The sequence below is a fragment of the Paenibacillus glycanilyticus NBRC 16618 genome (assembly GCF_004000805.1).
GTDB lineage: Bacteria > Bacillota > Bacilli > Paenibacillales > Paenibacillaceae > Pristimantibacillus > Pristimantibacillus glycanilyticus.
The window spans coordinates 14364-36470 of record NZ_BILY01000003.1 but is presented as its reverse complement, the minus strand read 5'-3'; the positions used below and the strand labels follow the sequence as shown (position 1 = coordinate 36470).

General features: G+C 50.4%; 22 protein-coding genes. 20 read left to right on the top strand and 2 right to left on the bottom strand.

What is annotated here, in order from left to right; genetic code table 11:
• The first annotated feature begins 23 nt into the window (after window positions 1–23).
• The 6 genes from PGL01S_RS02800 to PGL01S_RS02775 all read left to right on the top strand — a co-directional run bounded on the left by PGL01S_RS02800 (window position 24) and on the right by PGL01S_RS02775 (window position 4738).
• Window positions 24–497 (top strand): GNAT family N-acetyltransferase, encoded by a 474-nt coding sequence (locus tag PGL01S_RS02800; RefSeq protein ID WP_127491167.1) that lies wholly within the window; start codon window positions 24–26, stop codon window positions 495–497.
• Between the two features lie 21 nt (window positions 498–518).
• The gene (locus tag PGL01S_RS02795; protein WP_127491165.1) at window positions 519–1133 is read left to right on the top strand and encodes a LysE family translocator; all 615 of its coding nucleotides are present in this window, start codon (window positions 519–521) and stop codon (window positions 1131–1133) included.
• Window positions 1134–1240: 107 nt separating this feature from the next.
• Window positions 1241–1774 carry a YceI family protein gene (locus PGL01S_RS02790; protein WP_127491163.1) on the top strand — a complete coding sequence of 178 codons (534 nt, stop codon included), beginning with the start codon at window positions 1241–1243 and terminating at the stop codon, window positions 1772–1774.
• A 151-nt stretch (window positions 1775–1925) separates the two neighbouring features.
• Entirely contained in the window at window positions 1926–2150 is a 225-nt protein-coding gene (locus tag PGL01S_RS02785; RefSeq protein ID WP_127491161.1) for a cold-inducible protein YdjO-related protein, read from the top strand.
• Between the two features lie 79 nt (window positions 2151–2229).
• On the top strand, window positions 2230–4185 hold the full coding sequence (locus tag PGL01S_RS02780) for an ATP-dependent DNA helicase (protein WP_127491159.1): 1956 nt from the start codon (window positions 2230–2232) through the stop codon (window positions 4183–4185).
• Between the two features lie 97 nt (window positions 4186–4282).
• Window positions 4283–4738 (top strand): GNAT family N-acetyltransferase, encoded by a 456-nt coding sequence (locus PGL01S_RS02775; protein ID WP_127491157.1) that lies wholly within the window; start codon window positions 4283–4285, stop codon window positions 4736–4738.
• A 50-nt stretch (window positions 4739–4788) separates the two neighbouring features.
• On the opposite strand, the gene PGL01S_RS02770 is transcribed toward PGL01S_RS02775, so the two are convergent.
• A complete protein-coding gene (locus PGL01S_RS02770; RefSeq protein WP_127491154.1) occupies window positions 4789–5667 on the bottom strand; it encodes a LysR family transcriptional regulator in 879 nt (292 codons plus the stop codon).
• Between the two features lie 124 nt (window positions 5668–5791).
• On the opposite strand from PGL01S_RS02770, the gene zwf reads away from it, so the two are divergent.
• The 3 genes from zwf to fsa are packed head-to-tail and all read left to right on the top strand — an operon-like array spanning window position 5792 to window position 9966.
• Entirely contained in the window at window positions 5792–7303 is a 1512-nt protein-coding gene (gene zwf, locus PGL01S_RS02765; RefSeq protein ID WP_127491152.1) for a glucose-6-phosphate dehydrogenase, read from the top strand.
• Window positions 7281–9272, top strand: a complete 1992-nt coding sequence (tkt, locus tag PGL01S_RS02760; protein WP_127491150.1) for a transketolase — start codon at window positions 7281–7283, stop codon at window positions 9270–9272. Before zwf ends, tkt begins: the two co-directional genes overlap by 23 nt.
• Before the next feature lie 25 nt (window positions 9273–9297).
• The gene (fsa, locus tag PGL01S_RS02755; protein ID WP_127491148.1) at window positions 9298–9966 is read left to right on the top strand and encodes a fructose-6-phosphate aldolase; all 669 of its coding nucleotides are present in this window, start codon (window positions 9298–9300) and stop codon (window positions 9964–9966) included.
• Window positions 9967–10032: 66 nt separating this feature from the next.
• Here fsa and PGL01S_RS02750 read toward each other — a convergent pair whose 3' ends face one another.
• Complete coding sequence (locus PGL01S_RS02750) at window positions 10033–10650, bottom strand: NUDIX hydrolase (protein WP_127491146.1); 618 nt, start codon at window positions 10648–10650, stop codon at window positions 10033–10035.
• A gap of 115 nt (window positions 10651–10765) precedes the next feature.
• On the opposite strand from PGL01S_RS02750, the gene PGL01S_RS02745 reads away from it, so the two are divergent.
• From PGL01S_RS02745 to PGL01S_RS02695, 11 genes are all read left to right on the top strand, one after another.
• The gene (locus PGL01S_RS02745; RefSeq protein ID WP_127491144.1) at window positions 10766–11938 is read left to right on the top strand and encodes a chromate transporter; all 1173 of its coding nucleotides are present in this window, start codon (window positions 10766–10768) and stop codon (window positions 11936–11938) included.
• A 194-nt stretch (window positions 11939–12132) separates the two neighbouring features.
• Window positions 12133–12558, top strand: a complete 426-nt coding sequence (locus tag PGL01S_RS02740) for a GNAT family N-acetyltransferase (protein WP_127491142.1) — start codon at window positions 12133–12135, stop codon at window positions 12556–12558.
• Window positions 12559–12573: 15 nt separating this feature from the next.
• Window positions 12574–13710 carry an aminoglycoside phosphotransferase family protein gene (locus PGL01S_RS02735; RefSeq protein WP_127491139.1) on the top strand — a complete coding sequence of 379 codons (1137 nt, stop codon included), beginning with the start codon at window positions 12574–12576 and terminating at the stop codon, window positions 13708–13710.
• Window positions 13703–14230, top strand: coding sequence for a GNAT family N-acetyltransferase (locus PGL01S_RS02730; protein WP_127491137.1), 528 nt, complete (start codon window positions 13703–13705; stop codon window positions 14228–14230). The genes PGL01S_RS02735 and PGL01S_RS02730 overlap by 8 nt, the downstream gene beginning before the upstream one ends.
• A gap of 216 nt (window positions 14231–14446) precedes the next feature.
• Complete coding sequence (gene argH / locus PGL01S_RS02725) at window positions 14447–16036, top strand: argininosuccinate lyase (RefSeq protein ID WP_244935490.1); 1590 nt, start codon at window positions 14447–14449, stop codon at window positions 16034–16036.
• The gene (locus PGL01S_RS02720) at window positions 16029–16979 is read left to right on the top strand and encodes an amidohydrolase family protein (protein WP_127491134.1); all 951 of its coding nucleotides are present in this window, start codon (window positions 16029–16031) and stop codon (window positions 16977–16979) included. The genes argH and PGL01S_RS02720 overlap by 8 nt, the downstream gene beginning before the upstream one ends.
• Complete coding sequence (locus PGL01S_RS02715; RefSeq protein WP_127491132.1) at window positions 16976–18349, top strand: sugar ABC transporter substrate-binding protein; 1374 nt, start codon at window positions 16976–16978, stop codon at window positions 18347–18349. Before PGL01S_RS02720 ends, PGL01S_RS02715 begins: the two co-directional genes overlap by 4 nt.
• A 63-nt stretch (window positions 18350–18412) precedes the next feature.
• Window positions 18413–19348 carry a carbohydrate ABC transporter permease gene (locus tag PGL01S_RS02710; protein WP_244935489.1) on the top strand — a complete coding sequence of 312 codons (936 nt, stop codon included), beginning with the start codon at window positions 18413–18415 and terminating at the stop codon, window positions 19346–19348.
• 20 nt (window positions 19349–19368) lie between these two features.
• Window positions 19369–20244, top strand: coding sequence for a carbohydrate ABC transporter permease (locus PGL01S_RS02705; RefSeq protein ID WP_127491130.1), 876 nt, complete (start codon window positions 19369–19371; stop codon window positions 20242–20244).
• Window positions 20245–20259: 15 nt separating this feature from the next.
• On the top strand, window positions 20260–21405 hold the full coding sequence (gene solA / locus PGL01S_RS02700) for an N-methyl-L-tryptophan oxidase (protein WP_127491127.1): 1146 nt from the start codon (window positions 20260–20262) through the stop codon (window positions 21403–21405).
• A 41-nt stretch (window positions 21406–21446) separates the two neighbouring features.
• Window positions 21447–22103 carry an SDR family NAD(P)-dependent oxidoreductase gene (locus PGL01S_RS02695; RefSeq protein ID WP_127491125.1) on the top strand — a complete coding sequence of 219 codons (657 nt, stop codon included), beginning with the start codon at window positions 21447–21449 and terminating at the stop codon, window positions 22101–22103.
• The last annotated feature ends 4 nt before the right edge of the window (window positions 22104–22107 follow it).

The following is a 22107-nucleotide window of genomic DNA, read 5'->3' as shown; positions in this document are numbered from 1 at the left end:
GGATTATTAAAGGGGGTATTGTCTTGCTTACGTTTCGCGACAGCACGCAAGAAGATTTTAAGAGAATTGCCGCTTTTCCTGCCAATGCCTCGGAAGCCTTTTATATGTTTCCGAAAGGAACGTTTCCGATCGATCCGGAACAGCTATACGAGGTGTCGTTAACCAGAAGAGTGCCAACGGTAATTGAATATAACGGCGAGCCGGCCGGGTACTCCAATTTATACGATATAGACGAAGGCAACAGCGGATGGCTCGGCAATGTGATCATCAGCTCGCAATTCCGCCGTATTGGGGCGGCCAGGTTCTTAATCCAAACGATGCTGAATCGGGCTAAAGAGGAACTTGGACTACGGGAATTGAATTTGATCTGCCATAGCACGAACACAAAAGCTCTGCTTATGTACAATCAATTCGGGTTTAAACCATACGACTTAAAAGCGTTAAAGAATGAGGAAGACATTGAGATTGCAGGAATTCTAATGAAGATAACCCTGTAAAACAAGAGAGGAACAGTCATCATGAGTATGTGGAGCGGGGTCCTTGTAGGATTGTCAATTGCAGCACCGGTGGGGCCGATTGGCGTGTTATGCATGAAAAGAACGATCAACCAGGGCCGTTGGTATGGCGTTTTATCCGGGCTGGGAGCGGCTTCCGCGGATGCCGTATACGGGCTCATTGCGGCCGTTGGATTTACGGCATTAACGAATTTACTGGTTGACCAGCGCATGTGGATCCAATTAATTGGGGGATTGTTTCTATGTTACTTAGGTTATCAATCGGTCCGGGCTTTGCCGAACAGCGGGAAAGAGCTTCAATTAAATAACGGACTGGCGAGAGCTTATTTGACAACATTCCTTCTGACTTTAACCAACCCGATGACGATCTTATCGTTTGCGGCTATCTTTGCCGGCATCCAGCATTCCGCGCAAGCAACAACAGGGGACTCGCTCCTGCTAGTGCTAGGAATCTTCCTTGGCTCCGTCTTGTGGTGGCTTCTGCTCGCCGGTCTGGTAGGAATAATCAGGACGGCTCTGAGCGCGAAGGCTATGCGATGGATTAACGTTCTATCCGGCATTGTATTGCTTGTATTCGGAGTATGGTCCTTGGTGTCGGCAATTCGCTTGGAAGGATAGGAAAGCATTGACAATGGGTTATTTTTCCGATAACATCGTTATTAGGTATATTTTATTAATTTAATAAAAATTAGTAAGTTAATAATGATGACTCGGAGGGAACATTCATGGCAAATTCGAAATGGGCAGTAGACTTCACGCACAGCAGCGTAGATTTCACCATTAAGCACATGATGATCGCAAAGGTTAAAGGCACCTTCCACAAATTCGAGGCAGAGATCGATGCCGATCCTGCAGATCTGACGACGGCGGCTATCAGCTTCGCGGTTGACCTGAGCAGCATTGATACACGCAACGCGGATCGTGACAATCATTTGCGTACCGGCGACTTTTTCGATATTGCCCAGTTCCCTGAATTGACGTTTAAATCTACCAACATCGTGAAGACCGATGATGATGAATATGAAGTGACAGGTGATGTTAGCCTTCATGGCGTCACTCGTTCGGAAACCTTCTCCGTTACCTTTGAAGGAGCGGGTAAAGACCCGTGGGGCAATGAGAAGGCCGGCTTCAGCGGCAAAGGCTCCATTAAGCGCAGCGATTACGGATTGACCTATAATGCGGCACTGGAAACAGGCGGCGTATTGATTGGCGACGAAGTGAAGATTTCCATTGAAATTGAAGTAGGAAAACAAGCGTAAATTTGCCTGAATATTGATGAAAAATTCACCCCATCCAGGGGTGAATTTTTTCTTTTGAAAAAACGGCCTAGCCCCTTTGACTTAGGAGCTATGGAAGTGATATATTAATCGAAGTTTGTTTTTACGCGTTAAGGAAAGGATGCAAAAAAAAGTGGCTACAAGCGAAGACATCACGAAACCAAAACTAATACCGACCAAAATTTTGAAATGCAAAAATCCAGATTGCAAAGCATGGATTCGGGATGAAATGGCTGCCGAAGAACAATTGTGTCCAATGTGCAAGGGACCGATGGGACGAAGCATGAAGCACTTGCCGGCTCTTCAGAAGAAAGCAAAGCCGAAGCCGCGCAAGCCAAAGTCGGAAATTGACTTTTAGTACTTAATTTACGGGGGAATAGCCAAACGGCTGCGTTAGGGAACGCAGCCGTTTGTGCTTTGTGGAGGAAGGAATATAAGTGAGCAATCATTATCCATTTGAGTTTGATCCCAAGCTGCCATTCATTCAGCAGGCAAGCGACTGGATTGCGGATGTCTTTTATGAACAGCTGCCGGAAGCGGGCTTTGAGGTTCGCGATGAGCAGATCTATATGGCCTTTCAGCTTGAAAGGGCTTATGCCGAGAAGCAGACGATATTTGCGGAAGCGGGAGTCGGTACGGGGAAAACCCTTGCTTATCTGCTCTATGCCATTAGCTACGCCCGTTACACCAGAAAGCCGGCTATCATCGCATGCGCCGACGAATCCCTGATCGAGCAGTTAGTAAAGCCGGAAGGGGATATCGCCAAGCTAGCCCAATACCTGGAGTTTACGATTGATGCCAGACTCGGGAAATCGCCCGATCAATATATTTGTTTGAATAAACTCGACGATGCGAGAGCGGCTTTTGATGAGGACGCGGAGGTTTTCGATGAGATTTTCCGAGAGTTGCCTTCATTTGTCCATAAGCCGGAGACGATGCAAAGCTTTCATCCCTACGGTAACCGCAAAGACTACCCGTCATTAAACGACGGACAATGGTCCAAGCTGGGCTGGGATGTGTTCCAGGATTGTCTGGTTTGCGACCGGAGACATCGCTGCGGTCAGACCTTATCCCGCGATCACTACCGGAAAGCTGCCGATCTGATCATATGCTCGCATGACTTCTACATGGAACATGTATGGACTTACGAGGCACGCAAGCGCGAAGGTCAGCTTCCGCTCCTGCCCGAGCATAGCTCGGTCGTCTTTGACGAAGGACATCTTCTCGAGACCGCGGCTCAGAAGGCGTTAACGTACAAGCTGAACCATGCGGTATTCGAGAGCATTATTACGCGTCTTCTTCAGGATGAGATTCGGGAAACGCTCGCGCTCGCGGTAGAGGATGCGATTGTTCAAAGCGATCATTTATTCGCGCTTATCGCTCGCAACAGCAAGGCTGTACCGGCTTCCAGCCGGAAGGAAGTGCTCTGGAGCCCGGAGCTGGTCCGCGAGGTGAACCGTCTGCAGGACATGCTAGCTTCCATTGAGGAAGAGCTTGTGTTCGAAAGCGGCTTGTTTACGATCGATGATTACCAGCTCAAAATTGTGGAAGAGCATATCGAAATGATTCAATTTGCCTTGTCTCTGTTCAAGCGCGAAGAGAAGCCGATCAGTTGGGCTTCGGAGGATAAGGACGGTCTTACTCTAGTAATCATGCCAAGATGGGTCAAGGAAGTGCTTAAGGAGCAGGTGTTCTCGAAGAAAATGCCTATCGTCTTCTCTTCGGCAACCTTGTCCGTCGGAGGAGCATTTGATTATATCAAAGAAAGCTTGGGGATTGAGCAGGCGTTATCCTTCTCGGTACCTTCCCCATACGAATATGAGGAACAGATGCAGGTGCATATGCCTGGCGGATCGGAGACCGAGCTGAGCTGGACGGATAAGATGAAAGCTGCCGTGAAGCTCTTGGAGCAAAAAGGCGGACGTACGTTATTCCTGTTCCCTTCCACGGAGGAGCTGGAACTTTTCCGGAAGGAAGCGGATAACATTGGCCTTACGGACAGCTACCGGTTCTTATTCGAGGGTTCGGCTGAAATCAGCCATCTCATTGCCGAATTCCAGAATGACGAGACAAGCGTGCTCTGCGCGGTCACTTTGTGGGAAGGACTGGACATACCGGGCCCATCCTTGTCGCAGGTGATCCTGTGGTCGCTGCCGTTCCCTCCTAATGATCCAGTCTTTGAAGCGAGGCGCAGCGATTCCGCGAATCCGTTTGCTGATGTAGACATGCCGTACATGCTCCTGCGGCTAAGGCAGGGCATTGGCCGCCTAATCCGCGCCCGCGATGACCGGGGGACGATTGTTATTTTCGGCCGGGAGCTGAACGACGAGTCTGTCCGCAAACAGGTGATGCATGTATTGCCTGACGGTGTTAAGGTTGAGCATTTAGCTTAAAATGAAATGGTTGAAGCCAAGAAGAGCCTGGTGCTTTTCTTGGTTTTTGTATATTACAATAGAATTTATAAGTTTTAGCCAGGAGAGGAAAATGACAATGATTCAATTCATAAGAGTCGCTGCTGACCATGCTGATTTCCGCGAGTTGATTAAGTTGCTCGATAAGGATCTTTGGAGTCGATACCCGGACACGCAGCAGTTTTTTGATGAGCATAATCAAGTCAAGCTGGATGCAAATGCCGTCGTGGCTTACCTGAATGACGTACCGGTTGGCTGCGGCTGTTACAGGGAGGCCGGAGACGAGCATACCGTTGAGATCAAGCGCATGTTTGTCAAGGAGGAAGCAAGGGGCAGAGGAATCGCTCAGCGAATCGTGAAAGAGCTGGAGCTATGGGCATCCGAGGAAGGGAAGCGGGATGCGCTCCTCGAGACGGGGACGGGACAGCCGGAAGCGATTTCGTTGTACAAGAAATTAGGCTATGTCCAGGTTGCCAACTATGGGCCTTATGTCGGCAGCGAAGAAAGCGTATGTATGGGGAAAAAGCTGAGTTAATACAAGGCGGATACAAAGAGCCAAGAACCATCGTTCTTGGCTCTTTCTTATTATTTTATCTGTTCGATAAACCGCTTGGCTGCGCTGGACAGCGGCATATTCCGCATGTTCATCATTCCGATGTGGGATGGAGGAAGCGGAATGTCGAGCTGGATCTCGAACAAGGAGCCTTCCGCAAGCTCCTTCGCGACAAACTCGCGGGTAACATAAGAGATCCCGAGACCTCTGCGCGCGAACTCGATCAGCAGATCGACGCTGCCGACCTCAATTTCCGGCTTGATCGTGTAACCGTAGCTCTGGAAAATCTCCGTGATCGTCATACGAGCCCGGCTGTTGCGGGAGAATAGAATGATGGGATACTGAAGCAGGGTGTTTAGGGATAAGACCCTGTTTTTCAGATCGTTATAAACCGCCCCGGCCACAAAGCAGTCCTGAAGCTGAAAGCTTTCCTTGACTTCAAGCTGGGGATCCACGATGGGCATGCGGACAACTCCAAGATCTATTTTGCCCTCTTTCAGAAAAGTAATCACTTCCGGCGTCGTGCCGTGGTTCAAATGCAGCTTGATGCCGGGATATTTCTTGATGAAATCCTCCAGGTAAGGGAGCAGATAATGTTTAAACAAGGAATCGCTGCCGCCAATTCGCAGCTCGCCGTTGTCCAAATTTTTAAGCGCAATCATTTTCTCTTCGGCCATGTTGATCAAGATCTGGGACTGCTCGATATAGGAGTACAAAATCGTGCCTTCCTGGGTTAGGGCAACTCCCTTAGAATTGCGGAAAAACAGCGTCAGACCAAAGCTTTCCTCGAGTTGCTTGATCGCATGGCTAACGCTTGGCTGAGTAAGGTAGAGTACTTTTGCAGCCTGGGTCAAACTGCCCGTTTTGGCAGCCCAATAAAACACTTTGTATAGTTCATAGTTATTAGTCATAGACGTGGTCGATAGCTCCTGTAAAATATATTAATTACTTGTATGGCTCCTAATCGTATTATAGTGGAATTACAGAAAAATAAAACAGAAGCTTTTCAAAAGTTCTGTTGGAGGGAGAGCAACCATGGAACCAGTAACGTTTGTTTTATTTGGTGCTACCGGCGATTTAGCCAAAAGAAAAATATATCCTGCCCTATACAATTTATTCGTTGACGGAAAGCTTCCGGAGGCCTTTTCCCTTATTGGTTTAGGGAGACGGGATTGGACCGACGAGTTCTTCCAATCGAATATCGAACAGTCTCTCCGCCAGTTCTCAAGACGCGAGATTCAAGATCAGGCTTTAATGCAATCCTTCATTCGCAAATTCCGCTATACGGTGCTCGATATCGGCCGTACGGATGATTATAAGAAATTGCTTGGCATTATCGAGGAGCGTGAACGTGCGCTTCAGCTTCCGCCCAACCGGATGTTCTATTTATCGGTAGGTCCGGAGTACTTCACGACCATCGCTTCGAATATTGCGGAGAGCGGTCTTGGCTCGGCTGCAGGCTGGAAACGCCTGGTCATCGAAAAGCCGTTCGGCCATGATCTGCAGTCGGCCCGCGATCTGAACGAGCAGCTCGGCAAATCTTTTGCCGAAGAAGAAATTTTCCGGATTGATCACTATCTGGGCAAACCAATGGTTCAGAACCTTGAAGTTCTGGAATCCGCTAACCCGATCATCCAAGCTCTGTGGAGCAACCGATATATAGCAAATGTACAAATCACGGCAAGCGAAACGGTTGGTGTCGAAGAACGCGCGGGGTATTACGATCATGTAGGCGCTGTTAGAGACATGTTCCAGAACCATATGCTTCAAATGCTGATGATGCTCGCGATTCATCTGCCGCATAACAGCTCGCCGGGGGATGTAAGGAAGCACAAGAAACAGGTTATGGAAGCCCTGATTCCTTTGTCGAAATCGGAGGTAAGCGCGAATGTCATTCGCGGACAATATACTTCCGGTTCGATCGGAGGCAATCCGGTAAAAGGCTACCGCTCCGAGCCCGGCATTGGCGCCGGCTCCATGAACGACACTTACATTGCGGCGAAGCTGCAAGTGGATGATTATTTCTGGCGCGGAGTACCGTTCTATATCCGGACCGGTAAAAGGCTAAGCGAGAAATCAACCCGCATTGTGGTGGAGTTCAAGGAAGCGTTGCATCAAGCATCAACGGTTGCGCTTGGCGGAGCGCCTAATCTTCTTCTGATTGAGATCAACCCTAACGAAGGCATTATGCTTCAGCTCAATACGAAGGAGAACGGCGAACTGAAGCCGGTTCAGATCCAGCTGCATGAGAGCAGCAAGGATATTCCCGAGGCTTACGAGAACCTGATCTTCGATGCGCTTGTCGGAAATCCGACCTTCTTCGCGCATTGGGATGAGGTGGAGCTTGCCTGGGCTTGGGTGCAGCCGATTCTGGATGCATTCCAGGAGAATCTGGTTCCGCTCGCATCTTATGAAGCGGGCTCCAATGGACCGGCGGAAGCTGACGCTTTGCTAGCCGAAGACGGCTTCCATTGGTGGTTTGATTCGAAGGAAAATACAGAAACGAAACGGAAGGATGAAGAGTATGCTTACCAAACTGGACATTGATCAATTATCCATCGATACGATCCGTACTTTGTCGATCGATGCAATCAACGCCGCGAATTCCGGTCATCCGGGGCTGCCGATGGGGGCGGCTCCGATGGCATACGCGCTGTGGGGCAAGCATTTGTCCCATAACCCTGCGAATGCCAAATGGTTCAACCGCGACCGCTTTGTTTTATCGGCTGGTCATGGCTCCGCCTTGCTGTACAGTCTTTTGCATTTGACGGGATACCAAGTCTCCATCGAGGATTTGAAGCAATTCCGCAAGCTGAACAGCAAGACGCCTGGACATCCTGAATTTGGTCATACGGACGGCGTTGACGCGACAACGGGGCCTCTTGGTCAAGGGATCGCGAACGCGGTTGGCATGGCGATGGCCGAAGCGCATCTGGCTGCGAAATACAATCAGGAAGGCTTCCCGGTTGTTGATCATTATACGTATGCTCTTGTTGGAGACGGCTGCTTGATGGAAGGTATTTCCTACGAGGCGATGTCGATGGCAGGACACATGAAGCTGGGCAAACTAGTCGTACTGTACGATTCGAATGATATTTCCCTCGACGGCGAGCTTAATCTGTCATTTGGGGAAAATGTTCGCAAGAGAGCGGAATCTGCTGGTTGGGAATACTTGCGCATAGAGGATGGCAATGATCTTGCTGCTATTTCCGAAGCGCTTGAAAAAGCGAAGCAAAACGATTCCCAACCAACAATCATCGAGGTTCGTACGATCATTGGTTACGGCAGTAAAGCTGCGGGTACTAATAAAGTACACGGCAATCCGCTTGGCAAAGAAGAAGCGGTGGCTACAAAAGCGGTTTACGGCTGGAAGTATGAAGAGGAGTTTACGGTACCGGAGGAAGTAAAAGCTCATTTTGCCGAATTGAAAGGGCAAGGTGCTGCGAAAGAAGCGGCTTGGAACGAGCTGGTTGCTTCGTACACGGCTCAATATCCGGAGCAAGGCAGCGAGTTTGGTCAAGTACTGAATGGCACCTTTAAACTCGATGCGGCTGACATTCTGACTTTCGACACCTCGAAATCCATCTCGACTCGCGTGGCGAGCGGCGAAGCGATTAATCATTTTGTGAAAATCGTCCCTTCGATCTTTGGCGGCAGCGCCGACCTGTCCCATTCGACGATGACGGATATCCGTGGTGAAGGCAAGTTTGCGGTTGACTCCTACGCTGGACGCAACGTTTACTTCGGCGTACGCGAGCATGCAATGGGTGCGGCAGGCAACGGTATGGCGCTTCATGGCGGAGTAAAGCCTTTCGTTAGTACGTTCTTTGTCTTCAGCGATTATCTGCGTCCGTCCATTCGCCTTGCCGCGCTGCAGAAGCTGCCTGTCACTTACGTGTTCACGCATGACTCCATCGCGGTTGGGGAAGATGGTCCAACTCATGAGCCTGTCGAGCAGCTAGCGGCACTCCGCACAATCCCTGGTCTGACGGTTATCCGTCCTTCCGATGCGAACGAGACGGCTAGCGCATGGGCTTACGCGTTGCAGCAGCAGGATGGTCCGGTAGCCCTGATCCTGAGCAGACAGAACCTGCCGATCTACGAAGAAACAAAAGCTAATGTGGAAGACGTGGCAAAAGGCGCCTACGTCCTGACGGAGACAAACAGTCAGCCTGATGTCATCCTGATTGGTACAGGCTCCGAGGTATCCCTTGCCGTTGACGCGAAGAAAGAGCTCGAGCAAGAGAATATTTCGGTTCGCGTTGTGGCTATGCCTAGCCGTGAGCTGTTCGACCGCCAGTCCGAGGCGTATAAGCAAAGCGTACTTCCCGATGCGGTAACGAAACGGATTACGATTGAAGCAGGCATCTCGCTTGGGTGGGACCGTTATGCCGGCAAAGAGGGCAAAATAATGTCCATCGATACGTTTGGCGCTTCCGGCGCTGGAACTGCTGTTATGGAATACTTTGGATTCAGCACGAAAAACGTAGTAAAATTAGCTAAGGAATTTAACTAATAATATTATTCGGAGGTTGTTAATAATGAAATTATTCATCGATACAGCAAACTTGGAAGATATTAAGAAAGCCTACAAAATTGGCGTATTGTCCGGCGTAACGACAAACCCGTCGCTAGTTGCCAAAGAAGGTGTTAAGTTCGAAGACCGTATTGCTGAAATTTTGCGCGAAGTGCCTGAGGTTGAATCGGTATCTGCCGAAGTAACGCCGGATGCCCTGACAGCGGAAGAGATGATTGCGCAAGCTGACGAACTCATCAAAATTAACAACTACGATAAAAATATTACAATCAAGCTGCCTATGACTTTGGCTGGTCTTGAAGCTTGCCGTTACCTGACGAAAAAAGGGGTTAAAACAAACGTAACCTTGATCTTCACGGTTAACCAAGCGCTTCTTGCCGCACGCGCAGGCGCGACTTACGTATCGCCTTTCCTTGGCCGCCTGGACGATATCTCCGAAGATGGCGTTCAACTGGTTGCAAAAGTGGCTGAACTGTTCCGCGTTCATAACCTGGATGCGCAAATTATCGCGGCATCTGTCCGTCACCCTGACCATGTTACCCGCGTAGCAATGGCTGGCGCACATATTGCAACGGTTCCGTTCTCGGTAATCGAGCAAATCTCGAAGCATCCGTTGACGGATCAAGGCATGGACAAATTTGCGGCAGACTGGAAAAAAACGACTCAACAGTAATCCATAATAGGAAACACGCCGATCCCAGGGATCGGCGTGTTTTTCATTTCATGGGTAGAGTAACGGTTAATCGACGATAACTTCTTTATTCGGGTTGTGGAGATACTCGAACATTAGTTGGACCTGTTCAAGCGTATTCCGTTCGATAGAGAGCTCAGGCAGCTCGTCAATGCCGAAGAAACCGACATCGCTGGTTTCCACGCCTGCCGCAGCTTCGCCCCCAATGATCTCGCACAAAATAAACATTTTATAGACATGATAGGGACTTGGCGGATGGTTATGAAATTTCTTGTCGAGTACGGCGAGCAGTCGAATGGCAGCGGTATCGAAACCGGCTTCTTCTTGCGTTTCTTTTACGGCGATTTCCTTAGGGGAATAACCAATGTCGCTCCAGCCACCGGGCATAGACCAACCGCCGTCTATTTTTTCCTGGACTAATAGAATCTTGTTATCCCGGAACACGACCGCACGGATATCGGTTTTTGGCGTGGTATACCCCTTGTCGCTTGCGAAAGCAAGGGCGATCTGCTCATAGCTGATGGATGTGTATTCAGCCAATATTTCAATGCTCATCTGACGCAATGCTTCATAACGCTCAATATCATAAACGTCTTTTGCGTATGTTAATCCGGTTTGCGCTATAGCTTGCATTTGTTTAGCCCACTCTAACCATTTTGGTTCCATTCCGGGAATCCCCGCTTTCTATTTATAGTTTTTACGTTAAAAAATTGTAAATGAGATTAACGGCTTGCCATTATACTTATATAATAAATGAAAAACCCGGAGAGGAACAATCGACTTGAAGCCTTTATTAGAAGTACTGGTCGTTTCTTTTAAGCTTGGATGCACTTCATTTGGCGGTCCTACCGCGCATCTTGGATATTTTCACAATGAATACGTAAAGCGCCGGCGCTGGATGGATGAGCGCAGTTATGCCGATCTTGTTGCCTTAGCGCAGTTCCTTCCCGGTCCTGCGAGCAGCCAGGTTGGGATTGGGATAGGCATCTTGCGGGCAGGATGGCTTGGAGGAGTAGCTGCGTGGATCGGGTTTACGATGCCTTCGGTTATCCTTCTTATCTTGTTTGCTTTGCTTATGCAAGGTTTCGATATCGGAAATTCCGGCTGGATTCACGGGCTCAAAATTGTAGCGGTTGCAATCGTTGCCCAAGCGGTATTAAGCATGGGGCAAAAGCTTGCTCCGGATCGTAACCGGGCAACTCTGGCTATTTTGGCTGCGACTATCACTTTATTATGGCAGTCTGCCATAAGCCAGATTCTTATCCTCCTGGCGGCCGGTGGAATCGGTTATCTATTGTATAGACAAGCCCAAGGAACGGAAGCTAGCGCTACAGTATCGGTGCCCATCGGCAGAAGGGCAGGAATGCTCTGCCTGGGGCTTTTTCTAGGTATGCTCATAGGTTTGCCGATTATAAGGCAGCTCGTTGGAGGAGAGGGATTGCTCTCCTTGTTCGAGAGCTTCTATCGCTCGGGTTCGCTCGTCTTTGGCGGCGGTCATGTGGTACTGCCGTTGCTGGAGAGGGAAGTGGTACCGACGGGGTGGATGAGCAAAGCAGATTTCCTGGCCGGATACGGTGCAACGCAAGCGGTTCCCGGACCGCTGTTCACAATAGCGGCATACCTCGGTGCGATGATAAGCGGCGTAAAGGGAGCGTTAGTGGCAACGGTAGCGATTTTTCTGCCTGCTTTTCTGCTTATGGCAGGAGCACTGCCGTTCTGGAGTATCCTTCGGCACAATGCGAAGGTGCAAGGCGCACTGGTAGGCATTAATGCGGCCGTAGTAGGCATCTTGCTTGCAGCGCTCTACAATCCGTTATGGATTACGGCCGTGCAGGAGCCGCAGGATTTTGTGCTTGCCTTATTGCTGTTCGGAATGCTTGTCTACTGGAAGCTGCCGCCTTGGCTGGTTGTCCTTGCGGGGCTGGCGGGAGGATGGCTGCTGGGCTATATTTAGAGAAGATTCCGCCGTTTATTTTCAAGCAGGAAGAGTATGAGACGGAAATTAAGAAATCATTGCTTTAATTAGTGTGTAACCCCATTCAAAAGTTGAGTGGGGTTATTTTTTTCTTTAACATAAAAAGGATATTGCCTAACCTTTGACGAACGTACATTCTGATTGGATGACTTATGGGATGAGGGGAAACGACCATGTTCGATACTACAATTTCTTTTGGAAATGAAGAAGAAAGCACCTACATTAGAAACAAACTAATCGAGTTTAACGCAAAACACGTTCCGGAATATTTAAGTTCGCGCTATGAAGAGATCAACTTAACGTTGAAGGACGAGAACGGCAGCATTGTTGGAGGGATGTTGTCCACCCTTTGCTGGAATTGGATTGAAGTCGAAATCCTGTGGATTGACGATAATCAGAGAGGCAAGGGATACGGGGCGCAACTGTTGAATCAGATCGAACAGATTGCTAGAGAGAAGAGCTGCACGTTTATTAAGCTAAACACGTTCAGTTTTCAAGCTCCTTTATTTTATCTCCGGCATGGTTATGTTCAGGTTGCCGTGTTTGAAGAAGCGCCTATCGGAAGCAATCATTATTACTTTAAGAAAACGATTGTATAGGATAGGAGAATTCGAATGAGTGTGCAAAATATAGCTGGAGAATTGGATAAGGAACGGCTTCTTCAACTGTCTAAGGCCTGTATCGGATTTGAGTTTGGCGTTATTACAGAATGGACCTGCAAATCGATTGGTCAGGAAAACAAAAACTTCGTAACGGACGGAGTATATCGCATAACGGGAACAAGCAAAAACAATGGTGGTGAACGCCGCTCATGGTCCTTTATTTTAAAAATCGTTATTCCTGATCCAAAACGGAATGACCCTGCACATTATAACTATTGGCGGCGAGAAAGCTTAGTATATGGTTCAAATTTACTTGAGCATGTCCCATCGAATCTATTAACCCCCAAGTGTTATGCCATTGATAATAAAGATAACGGATACATTTGGCTGTGGATGGAAGATGTAGGACAGGAAGTGCGACCATGGAAGCGGGAGGATTATGGCTATGTAACGGAAAAGCTTGGCGAGATTCAAGCCGAGTATCTGCTTGGAAAGCCGCTTCCGGAATTCGAATGGTTAAATCGGCATTGGATGCGTTCGTGGTTGCATGAATGCGAAAAATACCGCTATGAGCCTGATCCAGATACCAGAGAGATATTGCTCTCGGATAAAAGAGTGGCTTCCATATTGGACCAATATCATCAATTTGAACCATGGATCAGGGATTGGCTGGCTGCACTCGAGCAGCTTCCGAAAACATTTTCCCATCAGGATTTTTATGAACAGAACATCCTGCTTCATGATGCACGCCAGCGGGAAGGAAAACTAACTTTGATAGATTGGCAATTCGCAAGTATTTCAGGGGCTGGTGAAGATCTAGGACGGTTCTTGGGTTTAGGCCTGAGTCGGGGCCAGGTACCGGTTGATCGGTTTAAGGAGTATCGAGATTTATTTATTTCTTCTTATATAAGCGGGCTAAGAAAAGCAGGATGGCAGGGGGATGAAGAGCGAGTCCGTTTTGGCTATCTTGCTGCGTTTTCGTTACGCTCGGTGTGGGAGGTGTCAAAGATGCTTAAGAAGCATGCACAGAATCCTGACTCGCCAGAGAGCAAAAAACTGATGAGCATTACGGAACTGCAGATGGAAACCGCCATGGAGGCAGAAGGAATACGCGGCAGATTAATAAAGGAGGACATAAGAATTGACTAATCCAAACTTTATATTTCCTGATCTTGAGACAGAAAAATTGAAACTCAAAATTCTGACTTTAGAAGACACTGATTCCGTCTTTAAGCATTTTTCAGATGAAGACGTTACAAAATTTATGGATATAACACCATGTAAAAATAGAGAAGAAGCTACAGAAATCATAAGATTTCACATAGATGATACGGGTTGCCGCTGGGGGATTTATAGCAAGAGTGGAGCTGAATTTTTAGGGACCTGTGGTTTTCATTGCTGGTTCCAAGGAGAAGAATCTAAAGCGGAGATCGGATTTGATTTAGCAAGGGAACATTGGGGAAAGGGGATTATGAATGAAGCTTTAATGCCTGTAATCGACTTTGGTTTCATACAGATGAACTTAGACATCATTGATGCTACTGTTGAGCAAGAAAACGATAGATCAATAAACTTACTACAAAAGCTAAATTTCAAAAGAGAAAGAGAATTAAGAGATCAGTTGATTTATTTTTACTTACGAAGAGAACATTGGGGTTTGCAGTGGTAATGTCCGCCTCCGGGAATAGAAGGTTATATAAATATTCCAAATTCTATAATAGGAATTTTTGATAAGGCTAGCGATTGACACCTTGAGAGACTCAGTGCTACGATGTGATAAATTAAATAATGACAATTGGAATTGTCGGATTTATACTCTACCAGATAACTGGAGACCTCATCCCTTGCGGGAAGAAGGTCTCTTTTTTGTTTGGAAGACAGGATCATGCAGATTGGAGTGAAGCTAATGCCGGATGCGCGACAAAGACAACGGGAGGAGGGAGACACCTTCCCTGGCAGAACTTACGCGGAGGTGGTTCTCGAACCAGCGTACGAACAGGCCAAGAAGGAATTGTTAGGACCGATGATCGCGGTCAGCAAGGCGCACCTCATTATGCTCGAAGAGCAGGGGCTAGTCGCCGAAGAGGACGCTGCGGTCATTGCCCAGGCACTACAGAATCTCGATCTGAAGAAACTGGAGAACGGCCATTATACCGGCGAGTTTGAAGATTTATTCTTCGAAGTGGAACATGAACTCGAGCATTTAGGCGGAGAGACGACAGGTCATTTGCATCTCGCCCGCAGCCGCAATGACATGGGAATCGCGATCTATCGCATTGTCCTAAGGGCTAAGCTGCTGACCCTCATCGCCTCCGGGCTTGAGCTGCAGGAGCGGCTCATTGATTTCGCGGAAGAACATGCAGAGACGTTAATGATCGGCTATACGCATACGCAGCAAGCGCAGCCGACAACCGTCGGGCATTATATCGCAGCGGTATCGGATTCGTTATCCCGGGATGTCCGTCGTCTGCGGGCCGCCTATGCCAACTGCAACCGAAGCAGCTTGGGCGCTGCAGCGCTCACGACGACAGGCTTTGCGATCAGCCGGGAGCGGACCGCAGAGCTTCTTGGCTTCGACGAGACGATCGCGAATGCGTACGATGCGGTTAGCGGGACGGATTACGTCCTCGAGATCGCTTCATCCGTGTCAATAGCCGCCGTGAACCTTGGACGCTTTGTTCAGGAGCTTCTGCTCTGGGGAACTCAAGAATTTGCAGCCGTCAGGGTGGCCGCGCCTTATGTCCAGATTAGCTCCATCATGCCGCAGAAACGAAATCCGGTGTCGGTTGAGCATCTTCGGTCGCTACTGTCGAGCTGCGTCGGAGATGCGAACACTGTGCTGAGCATGGTTCATAACACGCCGTTCGGAGACATCGTAGATACCGAGGACGATCTCCAGCCTTACGCCTGGCGGAGTTTGCGTACGTTAGACTCGGCTTACCGGCTTCTGGCTCGTATCATCGAGACGCTTGAAGTCGATAGGGAAGTTTTGCGTCAAAGGGCGGAGATGAGTTATGCGACAGTTACTGAGCTCGCTGATACGCTGGTGCGCAAGGAAGGACTGGGGTTCCGCACGGCGCATGCCATCGTAGCTGAATTCGTACATACGGCGGTTTCCGCCGGCCTATCCGTGAAGGAGCTTACGGTAGCTGGACTTGACGAAGCCGCCAGGAGCATCACCGGAAGGCCGATGTCATTGACTTCTGAAGATCTGCGGCAGGCTCTCGATCCGGAGCATTTCGTCCGGATTCGTTCGGTTCCCGGTGGACCGAGTCCCGGAGAACTGAGGAGAGCGCTTGCGGTACAAACCGCCGCACGCAAACAAGCGGAAGAGTGGGCTGAACGGACAAGAGACTTCATCGACTCTAAGCTCAAGATACTGGATCAGATGCTGACCGAGCGGCACCGCCGCCCGTATCATCCCCTGGGGAATGTCGCTGATCTATCGGCTAAAGGAGGAAGGAACGGTGTTTAGAACCGGATTTCAAGTATTCGATATTCACGGGCACTTGCCTTACAACTACCCGAAAATATTCGAGAAGCATGACCGAATTACCCGGTATGGCAGCGAGCGTTCCGAACGGATGCGACTGACCTGGGACCTAAGGACAGAGGAAGCCGATCCCGAAAGCGCGAGCCGCCCGCTCGTCGAGCGATGGAAGGATGAACTCGACCGCTACGGAATCGGGGGACTTAACTTTCTGACTGCTTGGACGAACGATGAACTGGCGCAACAGATCACCGCTTATCCGGATCTCTTCACTGGATTCGCTTCGCACCCGATTGAGCGTCCCGATGCCGCTGCAGAACTGAAACGCGCCGTAGATAAGCTTGGTCTTCGAGGCTACAAGCTATTCGGTCCGCTCACGCCGATCTCGTTCGATGACGATTCGCTAATACCGGTGTGGAAGCTGCTCGCCGATCGCGGTTTGCCTATCCTTATTCACTTCGGCCTTCTCGGACACGCGGGTGGGATCGTTTCTCATCCGAACATCAGTCCGCTCGCCATTTTCAATGTCGCCCGCCGGTATCCCGACATTCCGTTTATCATTCCACACTTCGGCTGCGGCTACTTTCAGGAGCTGCTCCATCTGTGCTGGAGCTGTCCGAACGTCTACGTCGACACTTCCGGTTCGAATCAATGGGTCCGTTGGATGCCATACGAGTTGACGCTCGAGACGTTGTTCCGAAAGACCTACGAGTTAATCGGACCGGAGCGTATTATCTACGGCTCCGATTCGATGGGTTTCCCAAGAGGTTACAATTACCGCTATCTGCAGGATCAAACCCGCGTTGCGCGAGACCTTCGCTTCTCCGATCCGGAGATCGAAGCAATCTTCGGCAACAATGCGAGAAAGCTGCTTCGATTGGAGCCGTCCGTCCCCCTAAACGAAACCAAGGAGTTGACCCGTTTATGAACCGTATCCATAACATCGCCAAGCCGTTATCCCTGCTCGCAGTCGTTTCCTTGCTTCTGACCGCCTGCGGAGGGAATAACTCCGATAATGCCGGATCATCCTCATCTTCATCCTCTCCGTCTGTGGCCTCGGCTTCTCCAACCGAAACGACTACTGCCTCCGGCGATTCGCAGGAGAAGGTGACAATCGAATATTGGCAGTATGAATACCCGTCCAAAGTCGCGCTCATCGACGAGTTGATCAAACAATTCGAAGAGCAGAACCCGGGCATTACCGTCAAGCAAACGAACTTCCCGTACGATCAATATAACGAGAAGGTCGCGACGCTTGTTCCGGCGGGCAAAGGACCTGACGTCATCAATCTGTACTATGGCTGGCTGCCGAAGTATGTCTCCTCCGGCTTCCTGCAGCCGCTGCCCGAATCCGACTTCCCGGCGGCGGAAATTGAGAGCAAGTATTACCCGTTCGTGGATGCCGCGAAGATCGACGGTTCTTACTGGGCGATCCCGACCGCCGTTCGCACGCTTGCCGTGTTCTACAACAAGGATCTGTTCGCGAAGGCGAATATCGCAGAGCCCCCGGCTACGTGGGAGGAACTGGTCGAGGACAGCTTAAAGCTGACGGAGAAGGATTCCAACGGGCAATTCGTCGTCGAAGGATTGGCTTGGGAGCCGGGAGCGCAGCTTCACCACTGGTACCGCGACGGGCTGCTTCCTCAAGCCGGAGGCCAGGACCTCAGCGAAGACCGTCGCAAGATTCTGTGGGCGGACACGCCGGCAGGTCTGGAGGCGTTCCAGTACCTAATCGATTTCGCGGTCAAGCACAAGGTCGGAACGACCGGCGTCTTCACCGACGATGTTACGGCCTTCAAGACGGGGCACGCCGCTATCAACATCGACGGATCATTCCGTCTCGGCTCCTTGGCAACGGACGCTCCGGACCTAAATTACGGAATTGCACCGTTGCCGTCCTATAAGAACAAGTCTGCGCCTTCCTCGTATTGGGCAAACGCGATTTCGGCCGGGGTTACCGGCGCGAAGCTTGACGCCTCGATCAAGTTTCTGAAGTTTCTGACGAGCAAAGAAGTCCAAGAACAATGGGTGGATAAGGTTGGCGAGCTTCCGGCTCAGAAGGAGGTCGCCACGCAGGACAAATACCTGAATGATGAGAAGCTTGGTCCGTTCATCCGACAGCTCGACAACAGCAAGGCACACTTTTTCATCGACGAGACGGGAGAAAGGACGTTGTTCGTCGACGCGGCGAACGAAGTTCTTCTCAACAACGTACCCGCCGAGAAGGCGTTCAAAGATCTCGTCGCCAAGACGCAGAAGCTCTATGACGACTATTGGGCCAAGGTTGACAAGAAGTAAGAAGAGAGGGGCGCCGGGGGTAATCCGGCGCCTGCTTGCCTATGAAGGAGGAGGGATGACCGAGTGATCACGAACACGACACAACGACGTGCGGCCGAAGGGAGTAAGCCCTTGTCGCTGCGATTGAACTATCGTGCTCAGCGCTACCTATTCATCTATCTGATGCTGGGCATACCGGTGCTTTATTTTCTGCTGACCCGGTTGTATCCTATCTTGTATTCTTTCAACATCAGCTTCCGCGAGTGGGATGTTCTCTCTCCTGAGAAGCCCTACATCGGATGGGCCAATTATACGAGCCTGTTAGAAGACGAGGCGTTTCGCAAATCGCTCAAGAATACGTTCTTATATGTTGTTGTGGGCATTCCCGGACAGCTGGCTGCCGGGCTGTTCGTAGCGCTGCTGCTGCAGAACGTGAAGCGGCTGCGCGGCTTCTTCCGGACGGTTTACTTCATCCCGTATATCACGAGCATTGTTGCGGTTAGCTGGATATTCCGCTGGCTTCTCATGCCGAACGGATGGATTAACGGCCAGCTGCTAAGCCTGGGCCTTCCCGCGCAGCCGTTCCTCCAATCCCCAGACCAAGCGCCATATGTCATCGCCTTGTCTATGATCTGGCAGAGCGTCGGCTTCCAGATGTTAATCTTCTTGACCGGCTTGGAAGGCATTCCGAAGATGTATCACGAAGCCGCTCACATAGACGGTGCTAACGCCTGGCACAGGTTCCGATATATCACGGTGCCGCTGCTTAATCCCATTATTCTGTTCTCGGCCGTCATCGCCGGCATCTCCTATCTGCAGTCGTTCGCGCATATCGTCAGCATGACCCAGGATGGAGGCCCGCTTAACTCGACTCGAACGCTCGTTTATCATATCTACAAACTAGCGTTCAAGAGTTTCGACATGGGGAGCGCTTCGGCAGCGACAGTCGTTCTGTTCGTCATCATTCTTGCGTTCACGCTTTTGCAGCTCAAGATATTAGATCGCAAGCTTGACTACTGAGAGGAGGACTCTAACTCTATATGAATCCGAACACGAAACAAGTTCGATCACCCGTTGAAAGGCAGTTTAACCGCTCTTACGCGAACGGAGCTTGGTTGCTACTTCGTTATCTGCTTCTGTTTGCGGGAGTTGCCGTAACGCTGTTCCCGTTCCTGTGGATGGCAGCCTCCTCGTTCAAGGAGCCCAAAGACTTATTTGATCTAAGCCTGATCCCGTCGCCAGCCACTTGGAGCAACTTCGGAGATTTGTTCGTCAAAGCGCCTTTTGGCCTGTGGTTCGCGAACACGGCGGGCGTCGCTGTCGTATCGACGGTGTCGGTGCTGGTCTTCGATACGATGGTGGGATATGTGCTTGCTAAATTCGTTTTTCCCGGGAGGAGCGTCATTTTCGTTTTTATTATCAGCACGCTGATGGTCCCTACCGAGATGCTCATCATACCCTGGTACTTGCTCGCGTCGAAGCTAGGCTTGTCGGATACTTACGCCGGATTGCTGCTGCCTGGCCTCATCTCCGCGTTTGGGATCTTCCTGATGCGCCAGTTTATGGAGTCGCTGCCTTCGGAACTTCTCGACGCGGCGCGCATCGACGGATTGAACGAGTGGAGGGTGTTCTCCTCCATAGCGCTTCCGTTGATGAAGCCAGCACTAGCGACGCTGGCGATCCTAAGCTTCATCTCGGGCTGGAACCAATTTATCTGGCCGTTCATCGTGCTGCAGACGGAGAACAAATACACGCTCCCGGTAGGAATGGTCTATTTCTCTAGTGAGCTTAAAGACAACAGTGGCTGGATTCTGATCATGACCGCCGCTACCGTCTCTGTGCTTCCATTGATTACGATTTTCTTGATTTTTCAGAAACGAATCATTCAAGGCATCGCTTTAAGCGGGATGAAGTGAAGGAGGGGCAACTGTATGAGTCCAAATTTTAAAAAATATGACGTTATCGTGGTAGGCGCCGGTTCGATGGGAATAAGCGCGGGATACGAGCTGGCCCGTCGAGGAGCTGAAACGCTGCTGATCGATGCTTTCGACCCGCCGCATGGGGAAGGGAGCCATCATGGAGAGCCGAGGCTCATTCGGCATGCGTACAGCGGAGGCTCCGCTTACATCAGCCTTGCTATCCGAGCCGACGAGAAATGGCTGCAGCTGGAGGAAGCTACCGGGCTGAAGCTGCTTGAGAGAGCGGGCGTGTTGAACATAGCGGATACGGATGTCTATGATTTTCGGGAGCGTCAGAACGATGCCGAAACCCAAGGAGTGACGGTGGAATGGCTGACCGGGGAGCAAATCCGAAAGCGATGGCCTAACGTGAAGGTATCGGATAACTTCCGCGGAATGTATGAACCGTACGCAGGATACTTATACAGCGAAAAAGCCGTTGCGGCCTACAAACAAGAGGCGTTACGTGCCGGCGCTCAATTCATCGCAAACACCTTCGTCACGGGACTTCGGACGGAAAAGGACGGAAGCGTGACAGTACATACGAAAGGAGGGAGCTATCAGGCCGAACGAGTGATCCTAAGCGCGGGCGCCTGGTTCAAGATGCTTCAGCCGTTCCTGTTCCTTCCGATTCGTTCCGTTCGCAAAGTCGTCGGATGGTTCGAAACGGTCGACTCGACATTCGACAGCAGCGTCTTTCCTGGATTTACGATCGGCACCAAGAACGGCGGCTTCTACGGGTTCCCGAGCATAGACGGCGCAGGCGTTAAGATCGGGCGCCACGATGGCGGCGTTCCGTGGGAGCCGGGCAAAACGCTCGCTCCGTTCGGAGCCTATCGGGAAGACGAAGAGGATCTTCGGCAAGCTTTGGAGTCTTATTTGCCGGGCGCGACAGGCAAGCTGCTTCGAGGCGCGGTATGCAAGTACGAATTGACGCCGGACGAAGACTTTATCATCGACCACCATCCGCTCTACAAGAACGTTGTCATTGCCGGAGGTTTCTCGGGTCACGGGTTCAAGTTCGCCAGCGCGATCGGCGAGGTCTTGGCAGACTTGGCTCTGAACGGGAGAACCTCTTGGGATATCTCTCCGTTTCGCCTATCCCGTTTTGCCAGTTAAGAGTTAGAATCGTAAAACTTAAACGCAGAGGAGTGTTTTATTTGAGCAAATCCCTTCTAGTGATTATAGGTGCTGGTCCGGGTGTTAGCGCAGCCGTCGCACGTAAATTCGGTGCTAATTCGTTCAAGATCGTTCTCGTTGCACGTAATCAAACTTCGCTCGATGCACTGGCCAGAGAGCTCAGAGACCAATCTATCGAAGTATTTACCGTCTCGGCGGATGCTTCAAAATCGGAGTCGGTCGCCCAAGCTTTCGGGGTCATTCGCGAGCAATACGGCACGCCGGATGTCCTGCTCTACAATGCGGCTGTCATCTCAAGAGCGACGGTGTCCGCTTTGGAGGAGGAACAATTGATCGAGGATTTCAAAGTGAATGTCGTGGGCGCCCTCACGAGCGTCAAACAAGTTATACCGGATTTCGTTAAGCGGAAGGATGGGGCGATTCTAATTACGGGAGGAGGTTTGGCTCTCTATCCGAACGCAGATTACTCCTCATTGTCCATCGGCAAGGCAGGTGTCCGTTCGCTTGCCTATTCATTAGCACAGGAGTTAAAGCCCCATAACGTATATGTAGGAACCGTCACTATCGGCGGTTATGTATCCAAGGGGACCTTCTACGATCCGGACGATATCGCGGAGAGGTATTGGCAATTGTATCAGGCTCGCGACGAAGTGGAATATATCTTCGCAGAATCTTGATCGA

What these genes read in the sequence shown, in the direction of transcription:
- solA (WP_127491127.1), top strand. Translation starts at nt 20,260, where the DNA reads ATGAGTCCAAATTTTAAAAAATATGACGTTATCGTGGTAGGCGCCGGT.
- argH (WP_244935490.1), top strand. Translation starts at nt 14,447, where the DNA reads ATGCAGATTGGAGTGAAGCTAATGCCGGATGCGCGACAAAGACAACGG.
- zwf (WP_127491152.1), top strand. Translation starts at nt 5,792, where the DNA reads ATGGAACCAGTAACGTTTGTTTTATTTGGTGCTACCGGCGATTTAGCC.
- PGL01S_RS02790 (WP_127491163.1), top strand. Translation starts at nt 1,241, where the DNA reads ATGGCAAATTCGAAATGGGCAGTAGACTTCACGCACAGCAGCGTAGAT.
- PGL01S_RS02795 (WP_127491165.1), top strand. Translation starts at nt 519, where the DNA reads ATGAGTATGTGGAGCGGGGTCCTTGTAGGATTGTCAATTGCAGCACCG.
- fsa (WP_127491148.1), top strand. Translation starts at nt 9,298, where the DNA reads ATGAAATTATTCATCGATACAGCAAACTTGGAAGATATTAAGAAAGCC.
- PGL01S_RS02740 (WP_127491142.1), top strand. Translation starts at nt 12,133, where the DNA reads ATGTTCGATACTACAATTTCTTTTGGAAATGAAGAAGAAAGCACCTAC.
- PGL01S_RS02775 (WP_127491157.1), top strand. Translation starts at nt 4,283, where the DNA reads ATGATTCAATTCATAAGAGTCGCTGCTGACCATGCTGATTTCCGCGAG.
- PGL01S_RS02770 (WP_127491154.1), bottom strand. Translation starts at nt 5,667, where the DNA reads ATGACTAATAACTATGAACTATACAAAGTGTTTTATTGGGCTGCCAAA.
- PGL01S_RS02705 (WP_127491130.1), top strand. Translation starts at nt 19,369, where the DNA reads ATGAATCCGAACACGAAACAAGTTCGATCACCCGTTGAAAGGCAGTTT.
- tkt (WP_127491150.1), top strand. Translation starts at nt 7,281, where the DNA reads ATGCTTACCAAACTGGACATTGATCAATTATCCATCGATACGATCCGT.
- PGL01S_RS02715 (WP_127491132.1), top strand. Translation starts at nt 16,976, where the DNA reads ATGAACCGTATCCATAACATCGCCAAGCCGTTATCCCTGCTCGCAGTC.
- PGL01S_RS02750 (WP_127491146.1), bottom strand. Translation starts at nt 10,650, where the DNA reads ATGGAACCAAAATGGTTAGAGTGGGCTAAACAAATGCAAGCTATAGCG.
- PGL01S_RS02735 (WP_127491139.1), top strand. Translation starts at nt 12,574, where the DNA reads ATGAGTGTGCAAAATATAGCTGGAGAATTGGATAAGGAACGGCTTCTT.